The 22,543-nt window shown below is 40.8% G+C and carries 21 protein-coding genes; 9 read left to right on the forward strand and 12 right to left on the reverse strand.

What is annotated here, in order from left to right; genetic code table 11:
- Positions 1-175: 175 nt before the first annotated feature.
- The 3 genes from BMW53_RS16140 to BMW53_RS16145 are packed head-to-tail and all read right to left on the reverse strand — an operon-like array spanning position 176 to position 1,066.
- A complete protein-coding gene (locus BMW53_RS16140; RefSeq protein WP_139178212.1) occupies positions 176-571 on the reverse strand; it encodes a nuclear transport factor 2 family protein in 396 nt (131 codons plus the stop codon).
- Complete coding sequence (locus BMW53_RS21420; RefSeq protein ID WP_256998985.1) at positions 547-681, reverse strand: hypothetical protein; 135 nt, start codon at positions 679-681, stop codon at positions 547-549. Before BMW53_RS21420 ends, BMW53_RS16140 begins: the two co-directional genes overlap by 25 nt.
- A 49-nt stretch (positions 682-730) precedes the next feature.
- Positions 731-1,066 (reverse strand): DUF6616 family protein, encoded by a 336-nt coding sequence (locus tag BMW53_RS16145; protein ID WP_038559953.1) that lies wholly within the window; start codon positions 1,064-1,066, stop codon positions 731-733.
- Positions 1,067-1,435: 369 nt separating this feature from the next.
- On the opposite strand from BMW53_RS16145, the gene BMW53_RS16150 reads away from it, so the two are divergent.
- Positions 1,436-2,545 carry a nickel-binding protein gene (locus BMW53_RS16150; RefSeq protein WP_038559950.1) on the forward strand — a complete coding sequence of 370 codons (1,110 nt, stop codon included), beginning with the start codon at positions 1,436-1,438 and terminating at the stop codon, positions 2,543-2,545.
- A 303-nt stretch (positions 2,546-2,848) separates the two neighbouring features.
- Positions 2,849-3,592 (forward strand): energy transducer TonB, encoded by a 744-nt coding sequence (locus BMW53_RS16155; protein ID WP_139178214.1) that lies wholly within the window; start codon positions 2,849-2,851, stop codon positions 3,590-3,592.
- A gap of 173 nt (positions 3,593-3,765) precedes the next feature.
- Here the strand turns inward: BMW53_RS16155 and BMW53_RS16160 are convergent, their stop codons facing one another.
- The 4 genes from BMW53_RS16160 to BMW53_RS16170 all read right to left on the reverse strand — a co-directional run bounded on the left by BMW53_RS16160 (position 3,766) and on the right by BMW53_RS16170 (position 8,808).
- Positions 3,766-4,749, reverse strand: coding sequence for an aldo/keto reductase (locus tag BMW53_RS16160; RefSeq protein ID WP_038559944.1), 984 nt, complete (start codon positions 4,747-4,749; stop codon positions 3,766-3,768).
- A 364-nt stretch (positions 4,750-5,113) separates the two neighbouring features.
- Positions 5,114-5,554, reverse strand: coding sequence for an ABC transporter permease (locus BMW53_RS20675; RefSeq protein WP_081804854.1), 441 nt, complete (start codon positions 5,552-5,554; stop codon positions 5,114-5,116).
- Between the two features lie 77 nt (positions 5,555-5,631).
- A complete protein-coding gene (locus tag BMW53_RS16165) occupies positions 5,632-7,536 on the reverse strand; it encodes an ABC transporter permease (RefSeq protein WP_051567899.1) in 1,905 nt (634 codons plus the stop codon).
- A 762-nt stretch (positions 7,537-8,298) separates the two neighbouring features.
- Positions 8,299-8,808 carry a hypothetical protein gene (locus tag BMW53_RS16170; RefSeq protein ID WP_038559942.1) on the reverse strand — a complete coding sequence of 170 codons (510 nt, stop codon included), beginning with the start codon at positions 8,806-8,808 and terminating at the stop codon, positions 8,299-8,301.
- 296 nt (positions 8,809-9,104) lie between these two features.
- On the opposite strand from BMW53_RS16170, the gene BMW53_RS16175 reads away from it, so the two are divergent.
- A complete protein-coding gene (locus tag BMW53_RS16175) occupies positions 9,105-9,878 on the forward strand; it encodes a class I SAM-dependent methyltransferase (RefSeq protein ID WP_038559939.1) in 774 nt (257 codons plus the stop codon).
- A 159-nt stretch (positions 9,879-10,037) separates the two neighbouring features.
- Positions 10,038-11,633, forward strand: a complete 1,596-nt coding sequence (locus BMW53_RS16180) for a YfcC family protein (protein ID WP_074780976.1) — start codon at positions 10,038-10,040, stop codon at positions 11,631-11,633.
- 44 nt (positions 11,634-11,677) lie between these two features.
- Here the strand turns inward: BMW53_RS16180 and BMW53_RS16185 are convergent, their stop codons facing one another.
- From BMW53_RS16185 to BMW53_RS16200, 4 genes are all read right to left on the reverse strand, one after another.
- A complete protein-coding gene (locus BMW53_RS16185) occupies positions 11,678-12,424 on the reverse strand; it encodes a hypothetical protein (protein WP_139178216.1) in 747 nt (248 codons plus the stop codon).
- 157 nt (positions 12,425-12,581) lie between these two features.
- Positions 12,582-12,752 carry a 4Fe-4S ferredoxin gene (gene fdxA, locus BMW53_RS16190; RefSeq protein WP_074780979.1) on the reverse strand — a complete coding sequence of 57 codons (171 nt, stop codon included), beginning with the start codon at positions 12,750-12,752 and terminating at the stop codon, positions 12,582-12,584.
- Between the two features lie 344 nt (positions 12,753-13,096).
- Positions 13,097-14,284, reverse strand: a complete 1,188-nt coding sequence (locus tag BMW53_RS16195) for a glycosyltransferase family 2 protein (protein WP_051567898.1) — start codon at positions 14,282-14,284, stop codon at positions 13,097-13,099.
- Positions 14,285-14,386: 102 nt separating this feature from the next.
- Positions 14,387-14,983: an OmpH/Skp family outer membrane protein gene (locus tag BMW53_RS16200; RefSeq protein WP_038559933.1), complete on the reverse strand. Its 597-nt coding sequence runs from the start codon at positions 14,981-14,983 to the stop codon at positions 14,387-14,389.
- A 321-nt stretch (positions 14,984-15,304) separates the two neighbouring features.
- Here BMW53_RS16200 and BMW53_RS16205 point away from each other — a divergent pair, with 321 nt between their 5' ends.
- On the forward strand, positions 15,305-16,180 hold the full coding sequence (locus BMW53_RS16205) for a proline dehydrogenase family protein (RefSeq protein WP_245749061.1): 876 nt from the start codon (positions 15,305-15,307) through the stop codon (positions 16,178-16,180).
- A gap of 44 nt (positions 16,181-16,224) precedes the next feature.
- Here BMW53_RS16205 and BMW53_RS16210 read toward each other — a convergent pair whose 3' ends face one another.
- Positions 16,225-16,797, reverse strand: a complete 573-nt coding sequence (locus tag BMW53_RS16210) for a nitroreductase family protein (protein WP_038559927.1) — start codon at positions 16,795-16,797, stop codon at positions 16,225-16,227.
- 280 nt (positions 16,798-17,077) lie between these two features.
- On the opposite strand from BMW53_RS16210, the gene BMW53_RS16215 reads away from it, so the two are divergent.
- The 4 genes from BMW53_RS16215 (at position 17,078) to xylE (ending at position 22,531) form a co-directional block, all read left to right on the forward strand.
- On the forward strand, positions 17,078-18,067 hold the full coding sequence (locus tag BMW53_RS16215) for a GntR family transcriptional regulator (protein ID WP_038559924.1): 990 nt from the start codon (positions 17,078-17,080) through the stop codon (positions 18,065-18,067).
- Between the two features lie 114 nt (positions 18,068-18,181).
- The gene (locus BMW53_RS16220; protein WP_038559922.1) at positions 18,182-19,666 is read left to right on the forward strand and encodes a xylulokinase; all 1,485 of its coding nucleotides are present in this window, start codon (positions 18,182-18,184) and stop codon (positions 19,664-19,666) included.
- A gap of 65 nt (positions 19,667-19,731) precedes the next feature.
- Positions 19,732-21,057 carry a xylose isomerase gene (xylA, locus tag BMW53_RS16225; protein ID WP_038559919.1) on the forward strand — a complete coding sequence of 442 codons (1,326 nt, stop codon included), beginning with the start codon at positions 19,732-19,734 and terminating at the stop codon, positions 21,055-21,057.
- Positions 21,058-21,151: 94 nt separating this feature from the next.
- Positions 21,152-22,531: a D-xylose transporter XylE gene (xylE, locus tag BMW53_RS16230; RefSeq protein ID WP_038559915.1), complete on the forward strand. Its 1,380-nt coding sequence runs from the start codon at positions 21,152-21,154 to the stop codon at positions 22,529-22,531.
- The last annotated feature ends 12 nt before the right edge of the window (positions 22,532-22,543 follow it).

Here is a 22,543-nt window from a genome sequence, read left to right on the forward strand (position 1 = left end):
GCTTCCTTCATATTCCACCTCACGATGGACACCCTTGCCTTCGGCTAATGGTTGGCACTACAAACCCCCATTCAGGACTTTCACCCTATAGCTATTTACCATGCACGGCACACCAACACAAAACCTCCATAATTCACACGAATTATGGAGGTTTTTGTATCGGGAATCCCATATCCTACAATTCTGTAGTAACAAACTCCGATTCCTGCAACGACTCGTGAAAGTGGATTACCTTCCACTTATTATCGATCTTTTGCAGCACCAGAGTACTTCCACATTCAGGAAAACTTAAAGTGGAGCCCGGAAAATAAAATTTCCCTTTATAGGGCATGGTAACAATAGCAACATCGCGTGTAACAATTCGGACATCGGGTGCGGAGAAACTAAAATCTACTTTTTCGAGGTTGTCAAATACCTTATGAACTTCTTTTTCAAACGCGCCGAAATTCATTGTTTTTCCATAAATATCGACGTACTTAAAATTCTCATCCAATAAAAAATTCGATTCAAAAGCTGCTTCAACATCAATATTCTTCATCCCATCCATCATGGTATTAATGGTGGTTTCCACCTCTTGGCTAAATCTGCTTTTTCTGTTTCAGAAAGTGGCTTTTCAGCATTGTTTGTACAAGCAGCAAGCACGAACAAACCTGCGGTTAAAAGAATTGAAATGGTTTTCATTTGGTTAGCGTTTAAGATTTTATTGAGTTACGAAAATTAAGTTTCACCATTACATCACAATTAGTTTACCAATAATTTCTCCGGGTGTAGTAAGTTCTCCCGATACATTTTCCTGGTGAAAATAATTGTACCAGTTGGCTTCCATTACTACGGCTTCAAACTCTTTTTTCATATCCAGTGTTGGGAATTTCCAAACCGCGTAAAAGTCGAAATTGGCCCGGTGAGTAGTGGCCACATCATTTACACCCCAGCCAATAATTTCCACTCCTTTTTCGAGCAAGGCCTGTATGTGTGGCTCCAGTTGTTCGAGGTACAATGCCCGCTCTTTGTGCGAAAGTTGCTTCCACGCATCTCGTGCACTCCACAATTCGATAAAACATTCCATGTTTGTTTGATTTTAGTTAATACCCTAAAACAGACTTGCCCCGCCTGTCCGAATTTCAACTAAATAAGTTACGAAATAAACAACTGACAAGCAAGGTATTATTATACAGCGAACACGATGACGTTGTTGTTGAGTGTTAAAACCGACCTGATGAACTACAACTTATTTGTGCAGTATGTACTTTGCCGGGGCCTTGTAAAAGCTTATATTCCCCCGAGGCCTGTTCTTTTGAAAAATAAAACTTTGACAATGAACATTTTAACAAGGCAAGCGTTTTTAAATCAACCACTATAATCCTGTTAATCCGTCATCCTTATATACATTCTGGAAAATCCCCGGTGTTTAACCATTAATTAAAAGCTTGAGAATATGCCTTATTTTATCGACAATCACGAGCTAAATGGTGATACCCAAACCAAAACAATAGCAGAAAAGCACCTTAAGGATATAAAAGTTCAACACCTGTATCATTGCCGGAAACTAGGGTACTGGTTCGACGAAAAACGAAAGGTCGCTTTTTGTTTATTTGAGGCTCCCAATCGCTCATGCATCGAACAACTGCACAGGCAAGAACATGCCAATATTCCTAACCATATTATTGAAGTTGACTCCAGAATCATCGATTTTTTTCTCAAACAAGTTGAAACCAAATCTCAATCTGAAAAGGTTGACATCGAAAGTGTCAGCACCCATCCGCTGGCAACAATAATGGTACTAAGTATCGATTCGAATGATTTGTACAACCTGAAAACAGCGGAACGACGTGCCCTGCTTAAAGCGTTCAGAAAGTTGGTGGTCGACCATTGCAATCATTTTAAAGGAAACATTATTTTGCGCGACCAATATGCCTCGCAGCTTACTTTTGACACAGCCAGTGCCGCAGTTCTTTGTGCCTTAAAAATTCATAAAGAATTTAGCCCTTTCCTAAAAAACCTGCAGCAAAAGATATTTCTGAAGATAGGCATAAGCGGATGTTTCCTGAAAAACATCAGTACTATTGAATTCGAACAATCGGTAAAACTGGCTAAACGTTTGTGTTACATTGCCGCCTCGCAAATACTGGCTACCCTCGAAGTGCGCAATTTATTTCAAAGCGAAAGTATGAAAGTGGTAATTAAAGGCGACCGGATTAAATCGGTTTCGCCCGATGATGTGCGCTTCATCACCCAGCTGATGGATTACATGGAAAAACACTGGGAAAATCACAACCTGCATGCATCAATGCTCGAACACCATATGGGTTGCAGCAAATCGCAGATTTACCGAAAAATGAAAACGCTGACCAACCAGTCGCCAAATTCGTTTATTAAAACCTACCGTCTTAATCGTGCCAAACAAATGTTACGAAACAAGAGCGGGAACATCTCCGAAATAGCATTCGATACCGGTTTTAGCAGCCCATCCTACTTCTCAAAATGCTTTCAGAAAGAATACGGCATAACACCTTCCGACTTTCAAATGGTTCTTGCAGAAGCATAAATCAACCTATTTAATACTTAATGGTCTTTTTTTATCTTTTTTTGAATCAAAATTGATAACACCTGTCCTTTCTTGTACCGTAAATTTGCAAGTAAGAGTTCAATGGATCAGAAATTGAAGAATACCCCAAAAGCATCAAACCCTATTTATTTTTACGATTAGTTAGATCCGCAAACATCCGGTTAACAGAATTTTCGGTGAGCGATTGACAATAGTGAAAACATAATTATAGAAACAACAGAAAACAAGTAGAAAACGAGACAATTAAACATTAGAAATTGGAAACTATTAAAACTCAAAGTCATGAAAACAATTAAATTATTATTCGTATGCATGTTAGCAAGCCTGTTTGCTTATGCACAAGAAAATGTACCTACGCACATGATGACCGATGTGGAAGTTACACCTCCCAAGTTTACAGCGGTTAAGTATAATCCCGGCGATAATACAAATTCGCTAAAAACCCACATTGCCAACAATTTTAAGTACGATGCCGAATTTGGTGAGGCAACAGAAGGTACCGAGGTGGTAAGGTTTACCATTAATACCGATGGTAGTTTGTCGGATATTGAGGTTGTAAACAGTGTTTCTCCGGCAGTTGATAAACTTTTATTAAGTATTCTGGAAGAAACCAACAACATGTGGATGCCGGGCAAAAACAACGGAGTTCCGGTGGCCATGGAAAAAGAAGTAGCCATTCAGGTAAAACTGGGAATGACCGAATCGGTAGCAGAAAACCGCGACTTTACCGAAATTGCACGGGAGCATTTCACCAAAGGATCTGAGAAATTATTCTTTGACCAGAAAACCAGAAAAGCAATTAAACATTTTGAGACCGCCGTTCGCTACCGGCCATACGACCAAAGTGCTTTATATATGCTGGCACTTTGCGAAGCCGACCGCGGAAATATAGAAGCAGCTCAGGAATATGTTGACCGGTTCAGCAAACTGGGAGGCGATAAAAATATTCTGGAACAAGATCTGGCACAAGATGTTAAAAGCCTTAATGGCTACGAACTACTTTCGCAACTTTTTGCAACCAAATAATTAAACGTATTACCTAAAAGGTTTTACACAGGCCGTTTCGGAACCAGGTTACCGAAACGGCCTATTTTATTTTCTATCTACAGTTACATTCATTTTCTGGTTACCGAAAAAGAACTTAACCCGGCACTTAGCCAAATCGAAAAAACCTTATTGACTATTGCTTCCATTAAATTTTAGTAAACTCCACGAATTGAATCGTGAACACGCGACACGTAAAATTCCGACAGTCTAGCGTGAAGTTCATCGGCTAACGGAGCCAGCTCTGAAGCCGCACTATTTCCTGTAACCTGTGCCGGAGAGCTTGCTCCGGGAATAATGGTTGAAACCGCTTTGTGGTCGAGAATCCATCGCAGTGCCAACTGTACCATGTTCATATCGGCGGGTACAAAATCCTTTATCGCCCCGGCCAGTTCAACACCTTTTTCAAAAGGCAAACCGGCAAAAGTCTCTCCTACGTTAAACGCCTCGCCATCTTTATTAAAGTTTCTGTGATCGTTTTTCTCAAAGGTCGTATTTTTACTGAACTTTCCGGTGAGCAAACCACTGGCCAGCGGCAAACGCACAATAATCCCCACGCCTTTTGCTTCGGCCTGTGGTAATAAAGCGGTTACCGGTTTCTGCCTGAAAATATTAAATATCACTTGTAACGACTGTATTCCTTCCTGCTCCAGGCACAACAATCCTTCGTCAACCGATTCAACACTGGCCCCAAACGTTTTAATCAGGCCTTCGTTTTTAAAATCGCGCAGCCAGTCGAAAACATCGCCTTTTTGCAGTTCTCTGGTTGGGATACAGTGCAGTTGCAGCAAATCCAACGCATCCACTCCCAGCCTCGACAAAGATCCGTCAATCGATTTTCGCATGGCATCTTTTGTGTACGAATCGGGAAATACATCACCGCCACGACCAAACTTGGTAGCTACTTTAATTTCTTTATCCGTTTGTTTTAAAAACTCACCAATAAATTTTTCGCTTTGCCCGGCTCCATACACATCGGCGGTATCAAAAAAAGTAGTTCCGTTTTCTACTGCTGTGGTTAAAATAGCAAGCGCCTTTTCGCTCGCGAAATTCTTTCCCCAATCGGCTCCTATCTGCCAGGTTCCCAAACCAACTTCACTAACATTAAAACCATTCTTTCCTAACGTTCGTGTCTTCATCGTAATCTTTCTTTTTCTTCAGTATTCGTATGTCATTAAAAAATAAGCCTTTCCCCAATAGTAGGTTCAATCATCAAACCGGGGAGAATCGACCAATATACTATTCTTTATGTACAATTTAAAATGCGGAATAACGAACCTTCGCCCCCAATTACCTATCAATGATACAAATGTTACATTTTATGACTCATTTGTATTCGACTGGCATATTTGCCATAGCGTAAATTTGCACCAAACGTTACAACATGCACTAAAACAGGCTTATAATCGATATAATTTTAATTTGCACCAAATTAATGAACGCCACAATAAGATAAAAGTTGTAATCAATTTATCAGTCGCTCAATCCTTCAGCCCTTAACATCTACTCATAACGCAAGGTATGCGCCGGGTTAATCCTGAGTGTTTGCGGCGTTTTATAACTGATCGTCAGCAGTGCTATGGAAATGGCAGCGATAAAACCAACAATAAACTCGAGCACCCCGAGGTGGATGCGGTAGTAATAATTATGCAGCCAGTTGGTAGCCACCCAATACACCAGCGGACTTGCAATAAGCGTTGCCACACAAACCAGAATAATGATTTCTTTCGAAATGAGGTAAAAAATACTGTATCCCGAAGCTCCCAGCGCTTTGCGTACGCCCACTTCCTTGGTGCGCTGCTCAATGGTAAACGAGGTGAGTCCGAACAGACCAAGTGCGGCAATAAAAATACCCAGTATGGCAAACACCACCGATAGTTTGGCATTTTGCCGCTCGGCTTTATACATGTGCGCAAAATCTTCGTCCATAAAAAAGTAGCGCATCGGGTTGTTCGATGCAAAACGTTTCCAGCTGTCTTCAATCTGCGTAATGGCCGCGGCCGATGTATCGGTGTTGAATTTTACCGAAATATAGCCCCAGTTATTGTCGTTCTCCTTAAACGCATTACATACGGGTTGATGCGACTGTGCAGCGATTCGAAATGAAAATTGTTACACACCCCGATAATGGGCATGAATTTCTTATCGCCCTCGCCGGTAAATACAACGATAAATCGGGTTTGTGTATAATCGTCGATACCAAACTCTTCAATGGTTTTCTTATTCACCACGCAAGCTTCGCGGTCGGCACCAAATTCGCGGTCGAAAAAGCGGCCGTCGCTGAGTTTCATGTTGTAGGTTTCCAGAAAATCGTAATCAACATAAGCGGTTTGCATCAGATAGGTTTGTCCGTCGTGACCTTCAAGCATATAACCGTTGTTGTTATTGTTGCGTCCGGGAACAGCCGTTGATGCCGAAACATTCTGAACTCCGGGTATTTTCAGAATTTCCTGTTTAAATGCCTTTACCTGGTCGCCAATAGAACCGGCACTTCCGATCACCATCAAGCGGTCTTTTCCAAAACCAACATCTTTATTTACCATGTAGCTTAGCTGGCGGTACATAATGATGGTGCCCACAATAAGAATAATGGAAATAAGAAACTGCACCGACACCAGGATGCGGCGTAATTTCCCGTTTTTTGCCCCGTCGCGAAGCTTTCCGCGTAAGACCGCATTGGGATTGAACGACGAGAGATAAAAGGCCGGGTAAGCGCCTGCAACAAAACCCACAAACAGGGCAAAGGCAATAAGCAGCGGAATATAGTAGAAATGTTCGATGAGGTTAAAACTGACCTGCGTATCGAAAACGTCGTTAAAAAACGGCAGCGACACAAAAACGATAAGCACAGCCAGAATAAGCGCGATGAAAGAAATAAGCGTTGAGTCGGTTAGGAACTGCAGAATTAGCATTCCTTTTGACGAACCACTCACCTTTTTAATCCCAATTTCTTTGGCGCGTTTTGTGGCCTGCGCGGTAGAAAGGTTCATGAAATTAATGGAGGCAATAACGATTATCAGAATCGCCACACTGCTGAAAATGATCAGGTATTTCGGGTCGGTGGCAGGTTTTACTTCATGCTCGATCTCGGGCTGCAAGTGTATTTTTGTTACGGGCTGCAAGTGAAAATTGTAACGGTTGCCCTGCGCAATAAAATCCTCCAGGGCAATCCCCATCATTTCCTGCACACGCGGCCCAACATATTTTGTAATCATTCCGGCAAACTTCTCTTCCACTGTTGCGGGCGAAGTATTGGGTTTTAGTAACACATAGGTGGAGAAACTGTTGTTCAGCCACTCTGGATCGTTGGCTCGTCGGTTGGTCATAAACGACGTAAGGATGTTGGCATTAAAATGCGTTTCCTCGGGGAAGTCGGCCATAACACCTGTTATGCGATACGGATCTTGCCCGGTGTTAACGCGCAGCATTTTATTGATGGGATCTTCGTTGCCAAAAACCTTTTTTGCGGTTGATTCCGACAGCACCATGGTGTTGGGTTCGTTCAGCACGGTTTTGCTGTTGCCTTTTAACAGCGGAATGGAAAACAGCTCGAAAAAGGTAGAATCTACTTCGGCAAAATCGTCGATCACATAAGCGATATCTTCCTTTTTTATAATGGTTTCGCCCCAGGTATTCAGGCGACAGAATTTTTCCACTTCGGGGAAATCGTTTACCATCGTTGGCCCAAGTACGGCTGCCGAGTACGAGGCATTTACTTCCTGCTCGCCAATTTTTCCGTCGAGCGTTGCCCGGTACAGGCGGTCTTTGTTTTCGTTGTACTGATCGTAACTTAACTCATGGAGAATAAAAAGTGTAATGATAATACTGCAGGCAATGCCAATGGCTAACCCAAATATGTTGATAGCAACGTATCCTTTCTGCTTCTTCAGCGCCCGCAGGCTGTGTTTCAATAAGTTTTTAATCATGTTTTCGATAGCTTTAGTTTTCGGTGAATGAATGAACCAGATAGTGTAAAGACGCACGAAACTGTCGTCGGTTACAGGTTTTTGAAGGATTAGTGATTAAGAATGAAGGAGTAATCAAGGCAAAAGGTAAAAGGAGAAAGGCTAGATGGGTAGCTACGAGCTCGTGATTGCTGTGGTGTTGCATCGAAGCTCGTCTTCCTTTACAAAAGGAGGTGGTCCGTCAGCCAACGGATCGGAGTTAAAAATTGGGGATGAAGAATGAATCAAGGAAAATCTTACATCGCCCTTACAGACGATGCTAAAAGGTTTCGGGGCTTTGCCCCGAACAGGACCACAGGTTCGGCACATACAATCGATGTTTGTAAGGGCTACGATAGTTATTACATAAACGAACAGGGATAAATCGGATCATTATCTGCGGCCGGTCTTACCCCGTAAACAGTTTTGCGTGAGAGGCAATCGGAGGGCAAGGAGAGATCAAGCAAAAAGGCAATAGAAGGAACGATAATCGATTAATGATAAAAAAAGGCTACTATTCGCAAGCTAACTTTCTTCAACCTTATTGAATCTGCGGCATGTAGGCAATTGGCAAAATAGCAGTTCGTAATTTTACTATTCAACAATTTATCAATTTTTCAGTTGAAAAAGCTAACCACAAAGTAGCACAAAGGAGGCATGGAGTTTAACAAAGTCGTTGCTCATTTAAGCATTAAAGCATTCAGTCCTTCAACCCCTCAGTCCTTCCATTTTTTATCAATCGCCTTATAACCCCAAACCGATGTGTAATCCCATACTTAAATGCACATGCTCGAAATTGTAGCCGAGCTCCACCATTGGCCCCATATGGATGTTACCCACCTGAAAATCGTAAGCGGTTTCAAAATGGAGCGCAAAGTTTTTCTCTTCCCAGTTTTCACCTTCAAAAGCAATACCCGGCGTTAATGCAAAATGTAGCCGATCAACAGGCGTATAGCTGCCAACAATACCAATTGTATTATGGGTATGTTCGTCGAAAATACGCTCGTAAGCCAATCCCATTCCAAAATTCGAATGACCGATATTTCTAATTACATGAAGATGCATTCCATAGCTAAATTCCTCTTCACCAAAAAAATACACTGCCGAGTTTCCAATTCCTATTTCGGTTTTGTGTCCGTGCGTATGGTCATGGTGCTCATGGGCATCGTGGTTGGTGTGGTCCTGGGCATTACCATTCAAAACAAAAAACAGGGCAATAAAGCCGCTAAATAAACTAATATACCTTTTTTTCATTGTCATTTTTAACTTCCTATTCAAACAGTCTCAATCCAACGTATAAGTTTGAAAAATGTTGAGCGTCGCGTACTTTTTTGCAAAAATAACTAATTTTGTTCCCGTAAAAATTTTGCATGTTAAAAATTAATTTGGATTCCGTAGAGTAGATAATTTTTGGCAACCGCCTTTGATTATCAATTCGTTAAACGCTGACAATTTCCTGTCGGTGAATTTTTTGTATCTTTTTCTTAGTAACCGCCAAAAACCCAAAAGCATTACAAACGAGTGGTTTTTGGCACAATCTTTCAAAAAAAATGAGTAACGATAATTCATCTATACACGAATTCGATTTAGGTTTAATTTGCGAATATTTCTCACACCTCGAACGCCAGGGACCGGGAAGCCCGGAAGTAACAATTAAAGCGCTGAGTTTTATCGAAAAGCTTGGCGAAGAAGCAAAGATTGCTGACCTTGGCTGTGGCACCGGCGGACAAACCATGGTTTTAGCGCAACATACGCCGGGACAAATAAAGGGGCTCGACCTCTTCCCCACTTTTATCGACCTTTTTAATAAAAATGCGCAGAAGTACCTATTGCAGAAGCGCGTAAAAGGGATTGTTGGATCAATGGCTGAGCTGCCTTTTCATGCGGAAGAGTTGGACTTAATCTGGTCGGAAGGCGCCATTTACAACATTGGTTTTGAACGTGGCCTGCGTGAGTGGAAAGCGTATCTGAAACCGGGAGGATATCTTGCCGTGAGCGAAGCATCGTGGTTTACAGAAGAACGCCCGCAGGAAATTCATGATTTCTGGATGGATGCCTATCCTGGCATCGATACCATTCCAAATAAAATGGCACAAATGCAACAAGCCGGTTATGTTCCCGTGGCATCTTTTATTTTGCCCGAAAACTGCTGGCTCGAGCATTTTTATAAGCCCCAGGTCGGGGCTCAGCAGACTTTTCTAAAAAATCACGCCGGCAATACAGCCGCTGAGGATTTTGTTGCCAACCAAAGGCACGAAGAAAAGTTGTACAACAAGTACAAGCACTTTTATGGCTACGTATTTTATATTGGAAAGAAGATTTAACAGAAATACAGGCCGTCAAAATTTAATTGACGGCCCTTTTCTACTCTCTCCTCAAATTTCTGTAGTTTGTTAAATTATACCATCAGTACAAAAAACAGATGCAGAATGGCAAAATGTTGTTCTCTTATATTTATTACCTTGGGTGCCAAATTTGTTTAAATGTTAAAAAAAGTTCCGCATACCTACGTTATCATATTTTTTCTGATTGTTTTTTGTGCATTGCTCACCTGGATTATTCCCGGTGGCCAGTTTGAACGCGAAAGTGTTGTTGTTAATGGCGTTGAACGCAGTGTAATACAAAACGGGTCGTTTCATAAAACCGACAGCCATTTACAAACCTGGCAGGTTTTCTCCTCCTTTTTTGATGGTTTTCTGAGCACCTCGAATATTATTGCACTTATTCTCTTAATAGGAGGTTCGTTCTGGATTCTGAACGACAGCAAGGCAATCGACATTGGTATCCATACTTTCCTGAAACGTTTAAAACGGCTTGAACGATCAAAAGTGCTCGCTTTTGTGGGTGTACACAATATTGTACTTGTTTCTGTAATGACCATCTTCAGCTTGTTTGGAGCTATTTTTGGCATGAGCGAAGAAACCATTGCTTTTACCATCATTTTTGTTCCGCTGGCCATTTCTATGGGTTACGATTCGATTGTTGGCGTTTCGTTGTGTTTTATTGCTGCTGCTATGGGTTTTGCCGGAGCGTTTTTAAATCCGTTTACCGTTGGTGTTGCGCAGGGACTTTCTCACATTCCTTTGTTTTCAGGTCTGGAATACCGAATTCTGATGTGGGTGGTTATCAACATTTTTGGCTTTGCTTTTATTCTGCGTTATGCCGCCAAAATAAAAAAAGACCCGACCAAATCAGTCGTTTACGAAAATGATGCCTACTGGCGGTCGCGCAATGAAAGCACAGCTGTAAAAATTGAAACGATAAAACCTACCGCAGCCTGGTTTGCACTGGCCATAATTTCTGTTTCACTAATCGTTTTCGCCATCAGTATCCCGCAAAGTTCAATAACCATTGGAAACAGTGTATTTACTGTTCCGGCCATTCCGGTGGCTACAGTGCTTTTTATTGTTATGGGGGCTTTAACCCTTTGGCGGTCGGTGCAATATTTTATTTTAACGCTACTCACGTTCACCATTGTTTTCCTGGTAATTGGCGTAATGGGCCACGGCTGGTATATTAAAGAAATTGCGACCATCTTTTTTGCCATGGGAGTTTTTGCCGGCATAGCAGCCAACAAATCACCAAACACCATTACCAAACTTTTTTTAGAAGGAGCCAAAGACATTCTTCCGGCGGCAATGATTGTTGGTTTGGCCCGCGGAATAGTAGTTATTCTTGAGGACGGACAAATTATCGATACTATACTTTTTTACGTTTCCAACTCGATGCAAAACTTTGGCGAGGTTGGAACCGTGGCAATTATGTACCTGATACAAACCATGCTGAATGTATTTATCCCATCCGGATCGGGACAGGCAGCCTTAACCATTCCGATTATGTCGCAGATATCGGATTTGATTGGAATTTCGCGCCAAACTACAGTGGTAATCTTTCAATTAGGCGATGGTTTTACCAATATGATTACCCCTACAAGCGGGGTTTTAATCGGGGTTTTAGGGGTAGCACGCATTCCGTACGAAAAGTGGTTTAAATGGGCAGCCTCGTTTACGTTAATGCTTATAGTAATTGGTTTTTTATTGATTTTACCGACTGTTTTTGTAGAGTTGAATGGGTTTTAAACAAAAGAAATCCAAAGGATAAAATGATAGTTTTGATTCCCGAATTAAAAAATGACTGTTTGCTCGTTCAACACAAGTTTTCCGTTCATTACATCCACATAAAAATTCCAGATTGTTTTTGAGGTTATCTTCCAGCATAAACGCATTTCAATACAATTGCCCCGGCGATAGGGAATGATCATCATTTCGGGGTTATCATCAGTATAAAATGTATCCGCAGTAATTACCGTTTCCTTTCCGCCTCCCCAATCATAATACTTAAATTTTCGCCCAATTAATGTTTGTTTGGCTTCATCAAACGAAACATCTTCTTTCTGTGGCAAGTGAATAGCCGAATACCAGTGACCGTACGTTTGGTAAACACCTTTCCCCGAAACATACATTCCTATTTTCGTATCATAAACTTCAATACCATTGAATACCTGGTTTTCATATCGTATCATCCAACGATTTCGGTCGTTTTCATTTTCCTGAACCAGGGTTCCGCCGTAACTTGCCCATTCACTGTACACATACTCGGCGTTCAATTGTGAAAAATCTGAAATCCCGTAAAATTTTTGATTAGCATGAACAAACGATCTAATAATTTCCTCTACTGATTCTAAGTCATTGATTTCTTCAGAAAAAAGCTCATTTCCCCTGTGAGTTCCATCTTTTCTTTCCAAAAAACCAAAAGAGTCAACCTCAAAATTCATTTTTAAATCTGACTGGAAATCATTGAACAGGTCATTACGTTCTGCATCGGTCAAAATACAATACCTGCTTGGATATTCAGGGTCTGAAAATTCCATAATATCTTTATTACAGGCAGACAACAAACCAAGCAATAAGATGTTAAACAGGATTAGGTTTTTCATATTCGCAAGACGGGAAATAGGCGAGAAAGGTTGCGTTTGGGTATAAAAAAAGCCCGCATGCGCGAGCTTCAATGTCTTTATGCTGAGCGGACTATTCTTCAATAGCAATTGCCTCAACCGGACAAACTTCTGCGCATGAACCACAGTCTGTGCAAAGCTCTGCATCGATGGTATAGATATCACCTTCTGAAATTGCGTCAACCGGGCACTCATCGATACAAGTACCGCATGCGATACATTCATCTGAAATTTTGTATGCCATAACAATGAATTTTAAAGTTAAACATTATCGTTTTCAGCAAAAGTACAAAGTTTGATATAAAATCAAAGTTCAAAAAACATTTTATTGTGATGTTTTACAAAAATGGCACCGAACCTACTACATATCAACACCTTAACATCTATACACGTATTAATATTCATTTAATCTTCTTTTTGTTAATTTTATTAGTGCTAATTTTTCTGAATGGAATCATTCCATATTACCTGCTCAATGGTCTCAAATAGATTTATCATCGTTATAAAAACTCTATCACAATAAGTTGACCAACACAAAAAAACAAATTCTAATGGGGTGAAAGCAGTTGTTTACCTACATCAAAAGTGTTAATCCTGCTGTTCGTTGTTCAATAACTTTATCTGCTGCAATAAATCTGCTTTCTGGTAAAATTTCTCGTGGGCAAAATTCAGGAATTTAAGAATTTTAAAGGCATTGAACTTTTGGAAGAAACGTAGCTGAAAAGTTTCCAAACGCGAACAATTTTTGTTTAATTCTTCCAGCTCAACATTAAATTTATCCAGCTCAAGAAATTCCTGTACGGGCTTATCCAAGGTATTCACAAACTCCAAATAAGCGTTTTGTTGAATTTTAAACAACCGGTCTTTTTGAGCAAAAAACTGCTGCAGGTTTTTAAACGCTTCGAAATTGTATGTTAGTGTCAGGTCCTCCTCCCCTTTCATCCATTTTTGCAATATGGGGCCGGTACCAAAAGGCACCCGGTTCGACAGGCGTGCCGATGGATACACCTTTGTTGTAGTTATTTCGCCAACCCGGCCAATTTGCACCAGGTTTTGCAGAAAGTAAAAATCTTCGCCGGCTTGTCTTCTGTTCATACCGCCACGCTTAACATAAGCTTCGGCTTTTACGGCAAAGGCAGAGCCAATGGTAAACAGCGAATACGGATAACCGGAATAATGAAGCGCCCGTTTGTAATAATCGAGGTACAATTCGTACAGCTCGATCCCTTCCCGGTGCTTTTCATCCAATTGTTGTTTTTGATGCTCAAAAGCCACTGTAGCGCCAACCTGTTTCGGATGCTCCCTGAAATGTTTCTCTATTTCAAGCAGGTAGTTTTTGGCTACCAACGTATCCGCATCCAACGACACCAAAACGCCGTTCCTGTTATCGTTGAAATTGAATCTGCTTATGGCTTCATCCATTCCCTTTTTGCGCGCCAATCCGGCTCCTGCCCATTTCTTTTTCAGGTTTACCGGGCCAACAGCGTAAAAACGAATACCACTTTTGGGCTTCGTCGTTATCCATTTTTCGGCGGCAGTTTTTGTTTGTGTGTTTAAGCGAATAGTGTCGGCATCGGCCACTTCCGATTGATTGAAAAGCAGAATAACTTCAACCATACAACTGGGTAAATCGCAATCATTCAGCGAGTTTAAAGTATTCATTAACTCCGTTTCGCGCAAACAGGGAATTACAACAATTATTCCCGGTGCTTCTTCCGGCAACTCGCTGATGAGGATTTTGTGCTGATTCTTTTCCAGGTATTTATCGGCAAACATATAACAAAGCTAAGAGTTATTTTAAAGTCGACCTCTGTTAACAGTTAATATCAAAAAAAAATCCGGGCGCTAACCCGGATTTCCATTTATGCTTATGTTGTATTATTCTGTTTTTGTGGCTTCGTATTCTTCGTTCAAAGCGTTTAAAATATCGGCGGTAATATTATTTACCTCGGGGCCAACTAAAACGTTTGCACCATTTAAAATGTAATCGTAACCGGCTTTTTCGTTGTAACGATCCAGGTAATCCATCATATTGTCAAGAATCTGGTTATTATTATCCTGCTGGATTTTTGCCAACTTTGTGGATAATTCCTGGTCCAGTTTCTGAATTTCCTGCTCTTTACCCAATAAACGATCGCGCTCTTGTACGGCACGTTGTTCAGTTAAAAAGCCACCGCGCTGAAGTTTTTCCTGGAAAGCAGCTGCTTCCTTTTCAAACGACTGACGCTTGGTTCCGTACTCAGTTGTATAAGCTTCCTGTTGTTTTGTAAACTCATCATGCAAATCTTGCGACAAGGTGTAATTTAAAAGCACCGAATCGGCTTTAATATAAGCGATTTTTAAATCGCCGCCCGTTCCGGCTGCAGCTTTAATTGGTGTTCCTTCACTAGTGCCGCTACCGGTAAAATGTAAAACGTACAAAACAGCAACTGCAACAAAAAGCACTACACTAACTACTAACGATGTTCCTTTCATCTTTTTTACTTTTTACTTCATCAATATACTGAATTTAAGTCGCGCTTCGGGCAACTGTACTCTTCAATAATTTTTTAGGTTCAACTTTTTTAATCCCGACAAAGATACTTTTTTAGCGGAAATGCCCTACTCTAATTAACAATTTTTTCATTTCATTTATAATCAATAAGTTCTACATAAAAGCTGCCTAAAATCATGCTTCGCCAATGATAAACGTCATTGCTCAACGCTAGTTGCGCATCGTATTTTTATGCAGCAAAAATTAGTATTTACCTAAATTATAAAATGTTGAATAAGTTAATAGCAAATATGCTGCCTTACATGCCCAAAAAATTAATTTGGGTTTTCTCGAAAAGGTACATTGCAGGCGAATCGATGGAAGAAGGTTTGCTTGCCTCAAAGCTCCTTAATGAAAAAGGAATTGAAGTAACGGTTGATATTTTAGGTGAATTTATTACAACACTTGATGAAGCAGAAAAAAACCGCGACGAATACCTGGAAGTGATCGAGCGGTTTACTTCGGAGAATGTAAAGGGTAATTTCTCGATAAAACCAACCATGTTCGGAATGCTTCTTGACAGAGAGATCTGTTACAACCTGCTTCGCGAAGTAGTTCAGTTTGCCGCGCAAAAAGATTCTTTCATTCGTATTGACATGGAAGACTCGCAATGTGTTGACATGGAATTGGATATTTTTCGCCGTTTGAGAAAAGAGTTTCCCAAACATGTAGGATTGGTACTTCAGGCTTATTTACGCCGTACTGAAAGTGATTTGGTTGCATTGAACGATTTGAACAGTACTAATTATCCCATCAGTTTCAGACTATGCAAAGGTATATACGTTGAACCCGAAAATATTGCATTTAAAGAATACAACGAAGTTCGTCAGCATTTCCTGACGGATTTGAAATACATGTTCAAAAATAAAATGTACGTGGGAATTGCTACTCACGATAAATTCCTGGTTGAGGAATCGATGAAAATGATCGGGGAAATGAATATCCCGAAAGATATGTACGAGTTCCAGATGCTTTACGGAGTAACACCCGAATTGCGCCAGCTAATCGTTGACAACGGGCACAAAATGCGTGTGTATGTTCCGTTTGGCGAAAAATGGTTCAACTATTCAACCCGGAGATTAAAAGAGAATCCAAAAATGGCTCAACATATAATTAAGGCACTTTTTATAAGGGGGTAATTTTTAGGAGTTAAACACAAAAGGATGGCAGTGCCATCCTTTTTTTATGCTTTTAAAATAACAATTTCATCAATCGGTCGTTTCGGTACATGGTGTACACCATTTTCATCGCGCCAGTATTTTATGTTGCCATCTATGGCCTCATCAATTACAACCTCTTCGGCAGGTTTTCCCAAGGCAATAATGTATAGTAACTCTTGTTCTTCGTTCAGCCCCAGCAATTTTGCAACTTTAGCTTTATTTACTGAGCCAATTACACAACCACCGAAACCATCTTCGGCCGCCCCAAGTAAAATACTTTGCATGGCAATTCCGTCGTCGCAATAATGGTTTTCTGCAATACTTCGGTCTTTAATAACTGCCACATACGCCACCGGCCTCTCCCCTTCTTCCGGGCCTTTCCAGTTGTTTAAATAGCCGGCCCACCCCAAAAAAGGAAAGATTTTTGCACACATCTCAGTTTTGGTAACAATGGCATATTTTAGGGGCTGAGCGTTTCGTCCACTGCCCGAAAGCCGGGCCAAATCTATCCATTTCAAAATTTGTTGTGATGAAACTTTTACTGCCTCATCAAACCGGCGGTAACTGCGATTACGGGTTATAAGTTCTTTAATCATGATTTTTTTGTTTCTTGCCGAAGTAAAATTAAAAGAAAAAAGGATAGAACCTGAGGCTAAAAAAGAATTGCTGACCAAACTTAACCACTAGAAAAAATAACCTCACTCTACCCTTTTATTTCAAAACGAGCTTGGTATAAAACTATTGTAGCGGGCAACTTTAAGAAATGTTAAATGAAAAACAAACAAAATAAGCACTCCAAATTCAATAGCATTATTACAATTATTATTACTAAATTTGTAGAACAGAACAGAATAGAGTTCTGATAGAAACCAGACTATGAACATAAAATTTACCATCGAAAAGAACTCTAATGTTCTGAAATTCCAGCAATTAGTTGATGCCATTCTCGATTCGATCAGCCGTAACGAGTTAAAAGAGGGAGACATGCTTCCTTCGGTAAACCAGATTATGAAGGATTGCCAGCTATCGAGAGATACCGTTTTTAAAGCCTATGCCGAGCTTAAAAAACGTGATGTGGTAGAATCGGTACCCAACCGTGGTTATTTTGTTACCCGAAAAATTACCAAGATATTCTTGTTCCTGGATACATTTAAGGCTTACAAGGAAGTGCTTTATCACTCTATTCTTAATCATTTACCTAAAAACATTAGTGTTGATCTGCACTTTCATCATTACAACATCGATCTTTTCGATAAGATTATTACCGAAAGCGTGGGACGTTACACAAAATATATTGTAATGAATTTCGACCACAAAAAGGTGAAAAATATTATTGATAAAATTCCGAAAGAACAACTGCTAATTATCGACTGGAAAATTAATGGCGAAGGGAAATCGTGTGTTTATCAAAATTTTGGAGAAGCTGTTTACAATTGCCTCGACAAAAATTTAAGTGCCATCTCGAAATACAAACGTTTTACGCTTTTCTATCCCGACTTTACCTATCACCCGCGTGAAATTGTAGAACATTTTGAACACTTCGGGAAGAATAATAATTTAAATTACAGGGTGATTACAACTTTCGATGAATTTGATTTAAAGAAAGGGGATCTCTATTTTCTGGTGAGCGATCGTACGCTGGCAAAATTTCTCGATCAGTGTTCTGAAAAAGGATTCGAACCCGGACAGGAAGTTGGCGTAATCTCGTACAACGACACTCCCATGAAAAAATACGTTAAGGAAGGCATAACGGTAATATCAACCGATTTTAACCAAATGGGACAAAAAGCAGCCGAGTTTATAGTGCAAGGCAAGCCTGTAAATGTTGAAGTTCCAACAACCTTAAAACTCAGGTCGTCGCTATAAATATGTTATAAAACATTTTTTTTAACGTTTGAGATCATACAAAATAGCTCTATTTTTGCACCATATCAGAACAGAACAGATTGAAAAACTAAATAAATAAATTCACTTATAATCATGCACTTATTAGGACTCGATATCGGAAGCTCTTCAGTTAAGGTTTCGCTGGTAGAAGCTAACAGCGGAAACCTGGTAGCTTCATCGTTTTACCCAAAACAGGAAATGAAAATTACCGCACACAAAGCAGGCTGGGCAGAACAAGCGCCTGAGCTTTGGTGGGAAAATCTGAAGTTGGCATTGGCCGAAGTTCTCTCAACCGCCAATATTGATAAAGAAAGTATTGAGTCGATTGGTATTTCGTATCAAATGCATGGCTTGGTAATGGTGGACAAAAACCAGGAAGTATTGCGCCCGTCGATTATTTGGTGCGACAGCCGCGCTGCCGTTTATGGCGACAAAGCTTTTGAAGAAATTGGTGGCCAGCGTTGTTTAACCAACCTGTTAAACTCGCCGGGTAACTTTACCGCATCGAAACTAAAATGGGTAAAGGAAAACGAGCCGGAGACTTTTGCCAAGGTTGACAAAATTATGCTTCCGGGTGACTTTATTGCCATGAAACTTACCGGTGAGGCGCAAACAACCATCAGCGGTCTTTCTGAGGGAATTATGTGGAATTTCAAAGAAAACGACCTGGCTACAATGTTGTTCGACAACTATGGCTTTTCGTCCGATATTATTCCTGAAATAGTACCTACTTTTGCAACATCGGGACAGCTAAGCGCTAAAACGGCTGCCGAACTTGGTCTTTCAACAAAAACAAAAGTAAGTTACCGTGCAGGCGACCAGCCCAACAACGCATTGTCGTTGAATGTGCTTAATCCTGGAGAAATTGCAACAACAGCCGGAACTTCAGGAGTGGTTTATGGTGTAAGCAACGAAATCAAATACGATCCGCAGTCGCGGGTAAACACATTTGCACACGTTAACCATACTCAGGAAGATCCACGACTTGGCGTTCTGCTGTGTATTAACGGAACAGGTATTTTAAATGCCTGGTTGAAACGAATGGTGGCCGAAGATCTTTCGTATGAAGCGATGAACGACCTGGCTTCAAAAGTGGCTATCGGATCGGATGGTATCTCTATCCTACCCTTTGGAAACGGTGCCGAGCGTGTTCTTCAGAACAAAAATATTGGTTCGCTTTTCTCGGGTATTAACTTTAATATTCACGGGAAAGGACATTTATTACGTGCGGCACAGGAAGGAATTGTTTTCTCCTTTAAATATGGTATGGATATCATGAAAAATATTGGTATCGATGCTTCAGTAATTAAAGCCGGTAAAGCCAACATGTTCCTTAGTCCTATTTTCAGAGAAACGCTTGCCGGAATTTCGGGTGCTACCATTGAACTGTACAACACCGACGGATCGGTTGGTGCTGCGCGCGGTGCAGGTGTTGGATCGGGTTATTACAAATCGTTTAACGAGGCATTCTCAAACCTGAAAAAGCTGGATGTAATTGAGCCCAACACGCAGAACATTGCCGCTTATCAGGAAGCTTACGAAAACTGGAAAGCAGAACTTGAAAAAGCGATAAAATAATATGCAACTCATATCAAAAAGAGTAATATAAAACAGATAAAATAACAATTCATAAAATTATTAAGATGGAAGTTTTAAAAGGAAACAAAGAGTATTTTAAAGGAATCGATCAAATTAAATTCGAAGGTCCTGATTCAAAAAACCCATTAGCGTTTAAATGGTACGACGAAAACAGAGTTGTTGGCGGAAAAACAATGAAAGAACACCTGCGTTTTGCCGTGGCTTACTGGCATACTTTCTGCGGAACCGGTGAGGATCCGTTTGGACCAGGAACACAAATTTTCCCTTGGAACGGTGCTGCAGATCCAATGGATGCGGCTAAAGAAAAAATGGATGCGGCTTTTGAATTCATCACAAAATTAGGTGCTCCTTTTTATTGTTTCCACGATACTGATGTTGCCGGCGACGGAACAGTTTTCGAGATCGAAAAACGTATGGAAAAACTGGTGGAGATTGCCAAGCAAAAACAAGCCGATTCAGGTGTTAAGTTATTGTGGGGTACTGCCAACGTATTCAGTAATCCACGCTACATGAACGGTGCATCAACCAACCCTGACTTTAACGTGGTTGCCAATGCAGCTGTTCAGGTTAAAAATGCTATCGATGCTACTATTGCACTGGGCGGTACCGGATACACTTTCTGGGGAGGACGCGAAGGTTACATGAGCCTGCACAATACCGATACAAAACGCGAATTGGCACACCTTGGAGAATTCCTTCGTATGGCCCGCGATTACGGTCGGAAACAAGGTTTTACAGGTTCTTTCTTTATCGAGCCAAAACCAATGGAGCCAACAAAACACCAGTACGATTACGATGCACAAACTGTAATCGGCTTCCTGAAAGCCAATGGTTTAGAAAAAGATTTCACACTGAATATTGAAGTAAACCACGCTACACTTGCAGGCCATACTTTTGCTCACGACCTGAGAATGTCGGCCGATGCTGGTTTGCTCGGATCGATTGATGCCAACAAAGGCGACTACCAAAACGGATGGGATACCGACGAATTCCCAACCAACATTTACGAAGTAACTGAAGCAATGCTTGAGATTCTTCCTGCAGGTGGTTTTACTTATGGCGGTATTAACTTCGATGCAAAAACACGTCGTAACTCAACCGACCTGGAAGATATTTTCATCTCACACATTGGTGGAATGGACGTATTTGCTCGTGCCCTTGTAATTGCTGATAAAATTCTGAACGACTCGCAATATTGCGCTATGCGTGCTGCACGTTATGCTTCGTTCGACGAAGGTAAAGGTGCCGAATTCGAAAGTGGTAAATTAACCATTGAAGATATGTACGCTGTTGCGAAAAAAGTTGGTGAGCCAGCTCAAATCAGCGGTAAACAAGAATTGCTCGAACAGTTAATTAACTGGTATTTATAATAGCAATACAAGCAGCATATTTACTCAAAGTCTGCGGGCTTTGAGTAAATTGCTTTTTACACATAAACCTTAAAACTAAATTTAATCTATTCAAATGAAAGGGCGTAATTCGTTTTATATTGTAGTTATCACAGTGGTTGCTACTTTGGGTGGCTTACTGTTCGGTTACGACACGGCTGTTATCTCGGGTGCCGATAAATCAATCCAGGCTTTTCTTATTGAAGGACTGGGACTGAACTCGCTGGCACACGGTGCAACCATATCAAGTGCACTTATCGGATGTATTTTTGGTGGAGGAATTTCCGGACTACTGGCATCGAAACTCGGAAGGAAAAAAACGTTGTTACTTGCAGCATTACTCTTTTTTGTTTCGGCCTTAGGATCAGGAAATCCTGAATTCCTCTTCTTTACAAAAGGCGAGCCTACAATGGGCCTTTTATACATGTTCAACTTCTACCGGGTTATTGGCGGTATTGGTGTTGGACTGGCTTCGGCAGTTAGCCCAATGTATATTGGAGAAATTGCTCCGGCCGATATTCGCGGAAGGCTTGTGGCTCTCAACCAGTTTGCCATTATTTTTGGTATGCTGGTAGTATATTTTGTAAACTGGGGAATTGCCAGCGGACAATCGTTGGAGTGGATCAACTCCATCGGATGGCGCCGGATGTTTATTTCGGAAGCTATTCCTGCCGGATTGTTTGGTGTGCTGCTATTTTTTGTTCCGGAAACACCACGATATCTGGCGCTTAAAAATCAGGACGACAAGGCACTTAGTATTCTTACAAAAATAAACGGAGCAGAACACGCCAAATTAATTTTTAATGATATTAAGCAAAGTGTTGAACACCATTCGGGGAAATTGTTCTCGTACGGAAAACTCGTTATAATCATTGGTATTCTGTTATCGGTTTTTCAGCAATTTGTAGGTATTAATGTGGCACTTTATTATGCGCCCCGCATTTTTGAAAGTATGGGAGCGGCAAAAGATGCATCGTTAATGCAAACCGTTGTAATGGGACTTGTAAACGTTGTATTTACAGTGGTGGCTATTTTAACTGTTGACAAATGGGGACGTAAACCTCTGTTAATGGTTGGATCGATTGGTATGGCAGTTGGTATGTTTGCCATCGGTGCACTTTCGTTTATGGAAGTAATCGGTATTGGCACTCTTATATTTATTATTGTATATACCGCATCATTTATGATGTCGTGGGGCCCTATTTGCTGGGTGCTGATTTCTGAATTGTTCCCGAACAAAATCAGGGGAAAAGCAGTGGCTGTGGCGGTTGCAGCACAATGGGCTGCTAACTACTTTATTTCGTCAACCTACCCGGCAATGATGGAGTTTAGCGGCGGATTAACCTATAGTTTTTATGGATTAATGAGCGTGCTGTCTTTCATTTTTGTATGGAAACTGGTACCTGAAACAAAAGGAAAAACTTTGGAGGAGATGGAATATCTCTGGAAAAAATAGTTTTTAGTTGAA

The sequence above is a fragment of the Draconibacterium orientale genome (assembly GCF_900111425.1).
Lineage (GTDB): Bacteria > Bacteroidota > Bacteroidia > Bacteroidales > Prolixibacteraceae > Draconibacterium > Draconibacterium orientale.

Coding starts and splice junctions, on each gene's coding strand:
- BMW53_RS16165 (WP_051567899.1), bottom strand. CDS start 7,536: ATGATTAAAAACTTATTGAAACACAGCCTGCGGGCGCTGAAGAAGCAG.
- BMW53_RS16160 (WP_038559944.1), bottom strand. CDS start 4,749: ATGAAGACACGAACGTTAGGAAAGAATGGTTTTAATGTTAGTGAAGTT.
- BMW53_RS16220 (WP_038559922.1), top strand. CDS start 18,182: ATGCACTTATTAGGACTCGATATCGGAAGCTCTTCAGTTAAGGTTTCG.
- BMW53_RS16210 (WP_038559927.1), bottom strand. CDS start 16,797: ATGATTAAAGAACTTATAACCCGTAATCGCAGTTACCGCCGGTTTGAT.
- BMW53_RS16180 (WP_074780976.1), top strand. CDS start 10,038: ATGTTAAAAAAAGTTCCGCATACCTACGTTATCATATTTTTTCTGATT.
- BMW53_RS16145 (WP_038559953.1), bottom strand. CDS start 1,066: ATGGAATGTTTTATCGAATTGTGGAGTGCACGAGATGCGTGGAAGCAA.
- BMW53_RS16200 (WP_038559933.1), bottom strand. CDS start 14,983: ATGAAAGGAACATCGTTAGTAGTTAGTGTAGTGCTTTTTGTTGCAGTT.
- BMW53_RS16155 (WP_139178214.1), top strand. CDS start 2,849: ATGAAAACAATTAAATTATTATTCGTATGCATGTTAGCAAGCCTGTTT.
- BMW53_RS16175 (WP_038559939.1), top strand. CDS start 9,105: ATGAGTAACGATAATTCATCTATACACGAATTCGATTTAGGTTTAATT.
- BMW53_RS21420 (WP_256998985.1), bottom strand. CDS start 681: ATGAAAACCATTTCAATTCTTTTAACCGCAGGTTTGTTCGTGCTTGCT.
- BMW53_RS20675 (WP_081804854.1), bottom strand. CDS start 5,554: ATGCGCTACTTTTTTATGGACGAAGATTTTGCGCACATGTATAAAGCC.
- fdxA (WP_074780979.1), bottom strand. CDS start 12,752: ATGGCATACAAAATTTCAGATGAATGTATCGCATGCGGTACTTGTATC.
- BMW53_RS16205 (WP_245749061.1), top strand. CDS start 15,305: ATGCCCAAAAAATTAATTTGGGTTTTCTCGAAAAGGTACATTGCAGGC.
- xylE (WP_038559915.1), top strand. CDS start 21,152: ATGAAAGGGCGTAATTCGTTTTATATTGTAGTTATCACAGTGGTTGCT.
- BMW53_RS16170 (WP_038559942.1), bottom strand. CDS start 8,808: ATGAAAAAAAGGTATATTAGTTTATTTAGCGGCTTTATTGCCCTGTTT.
- BMW53_RS16185 (WP_139178216.1), bottom strand. CDS start 12,424: ATGGAATTTTCAGACCCTGAATATCCAAGCAGGTATTGTATTTTGACC.
- BMW53_RS16215 (WP_038559924.1), top strand. CDS start 17,078: ATGAACATAAAATTTACCATCGAAAAGAACTCTAATGTTCTGAAATTC.
- BMW53_RS16150 (WP_038559950.1), top strand. CDS start 1,436: ATGCCTTATTTTATCGACAATCACGAGCTAAATGGTGATACCCAAACC.
- xylA (WP_038559919.1), top strand. CDS start 19,732: ATGGAAGTTTTAAAAGGAAACAAAGAGTATTTTAAAGGAATCGATCAA.
- BMW53_RS16195 (WP_051567898.1), bottom strand. CDS start 14,284: ATGTTTGCCGATAAATACCTGGAAAAGAATCAGCACAAAATCCTCATC.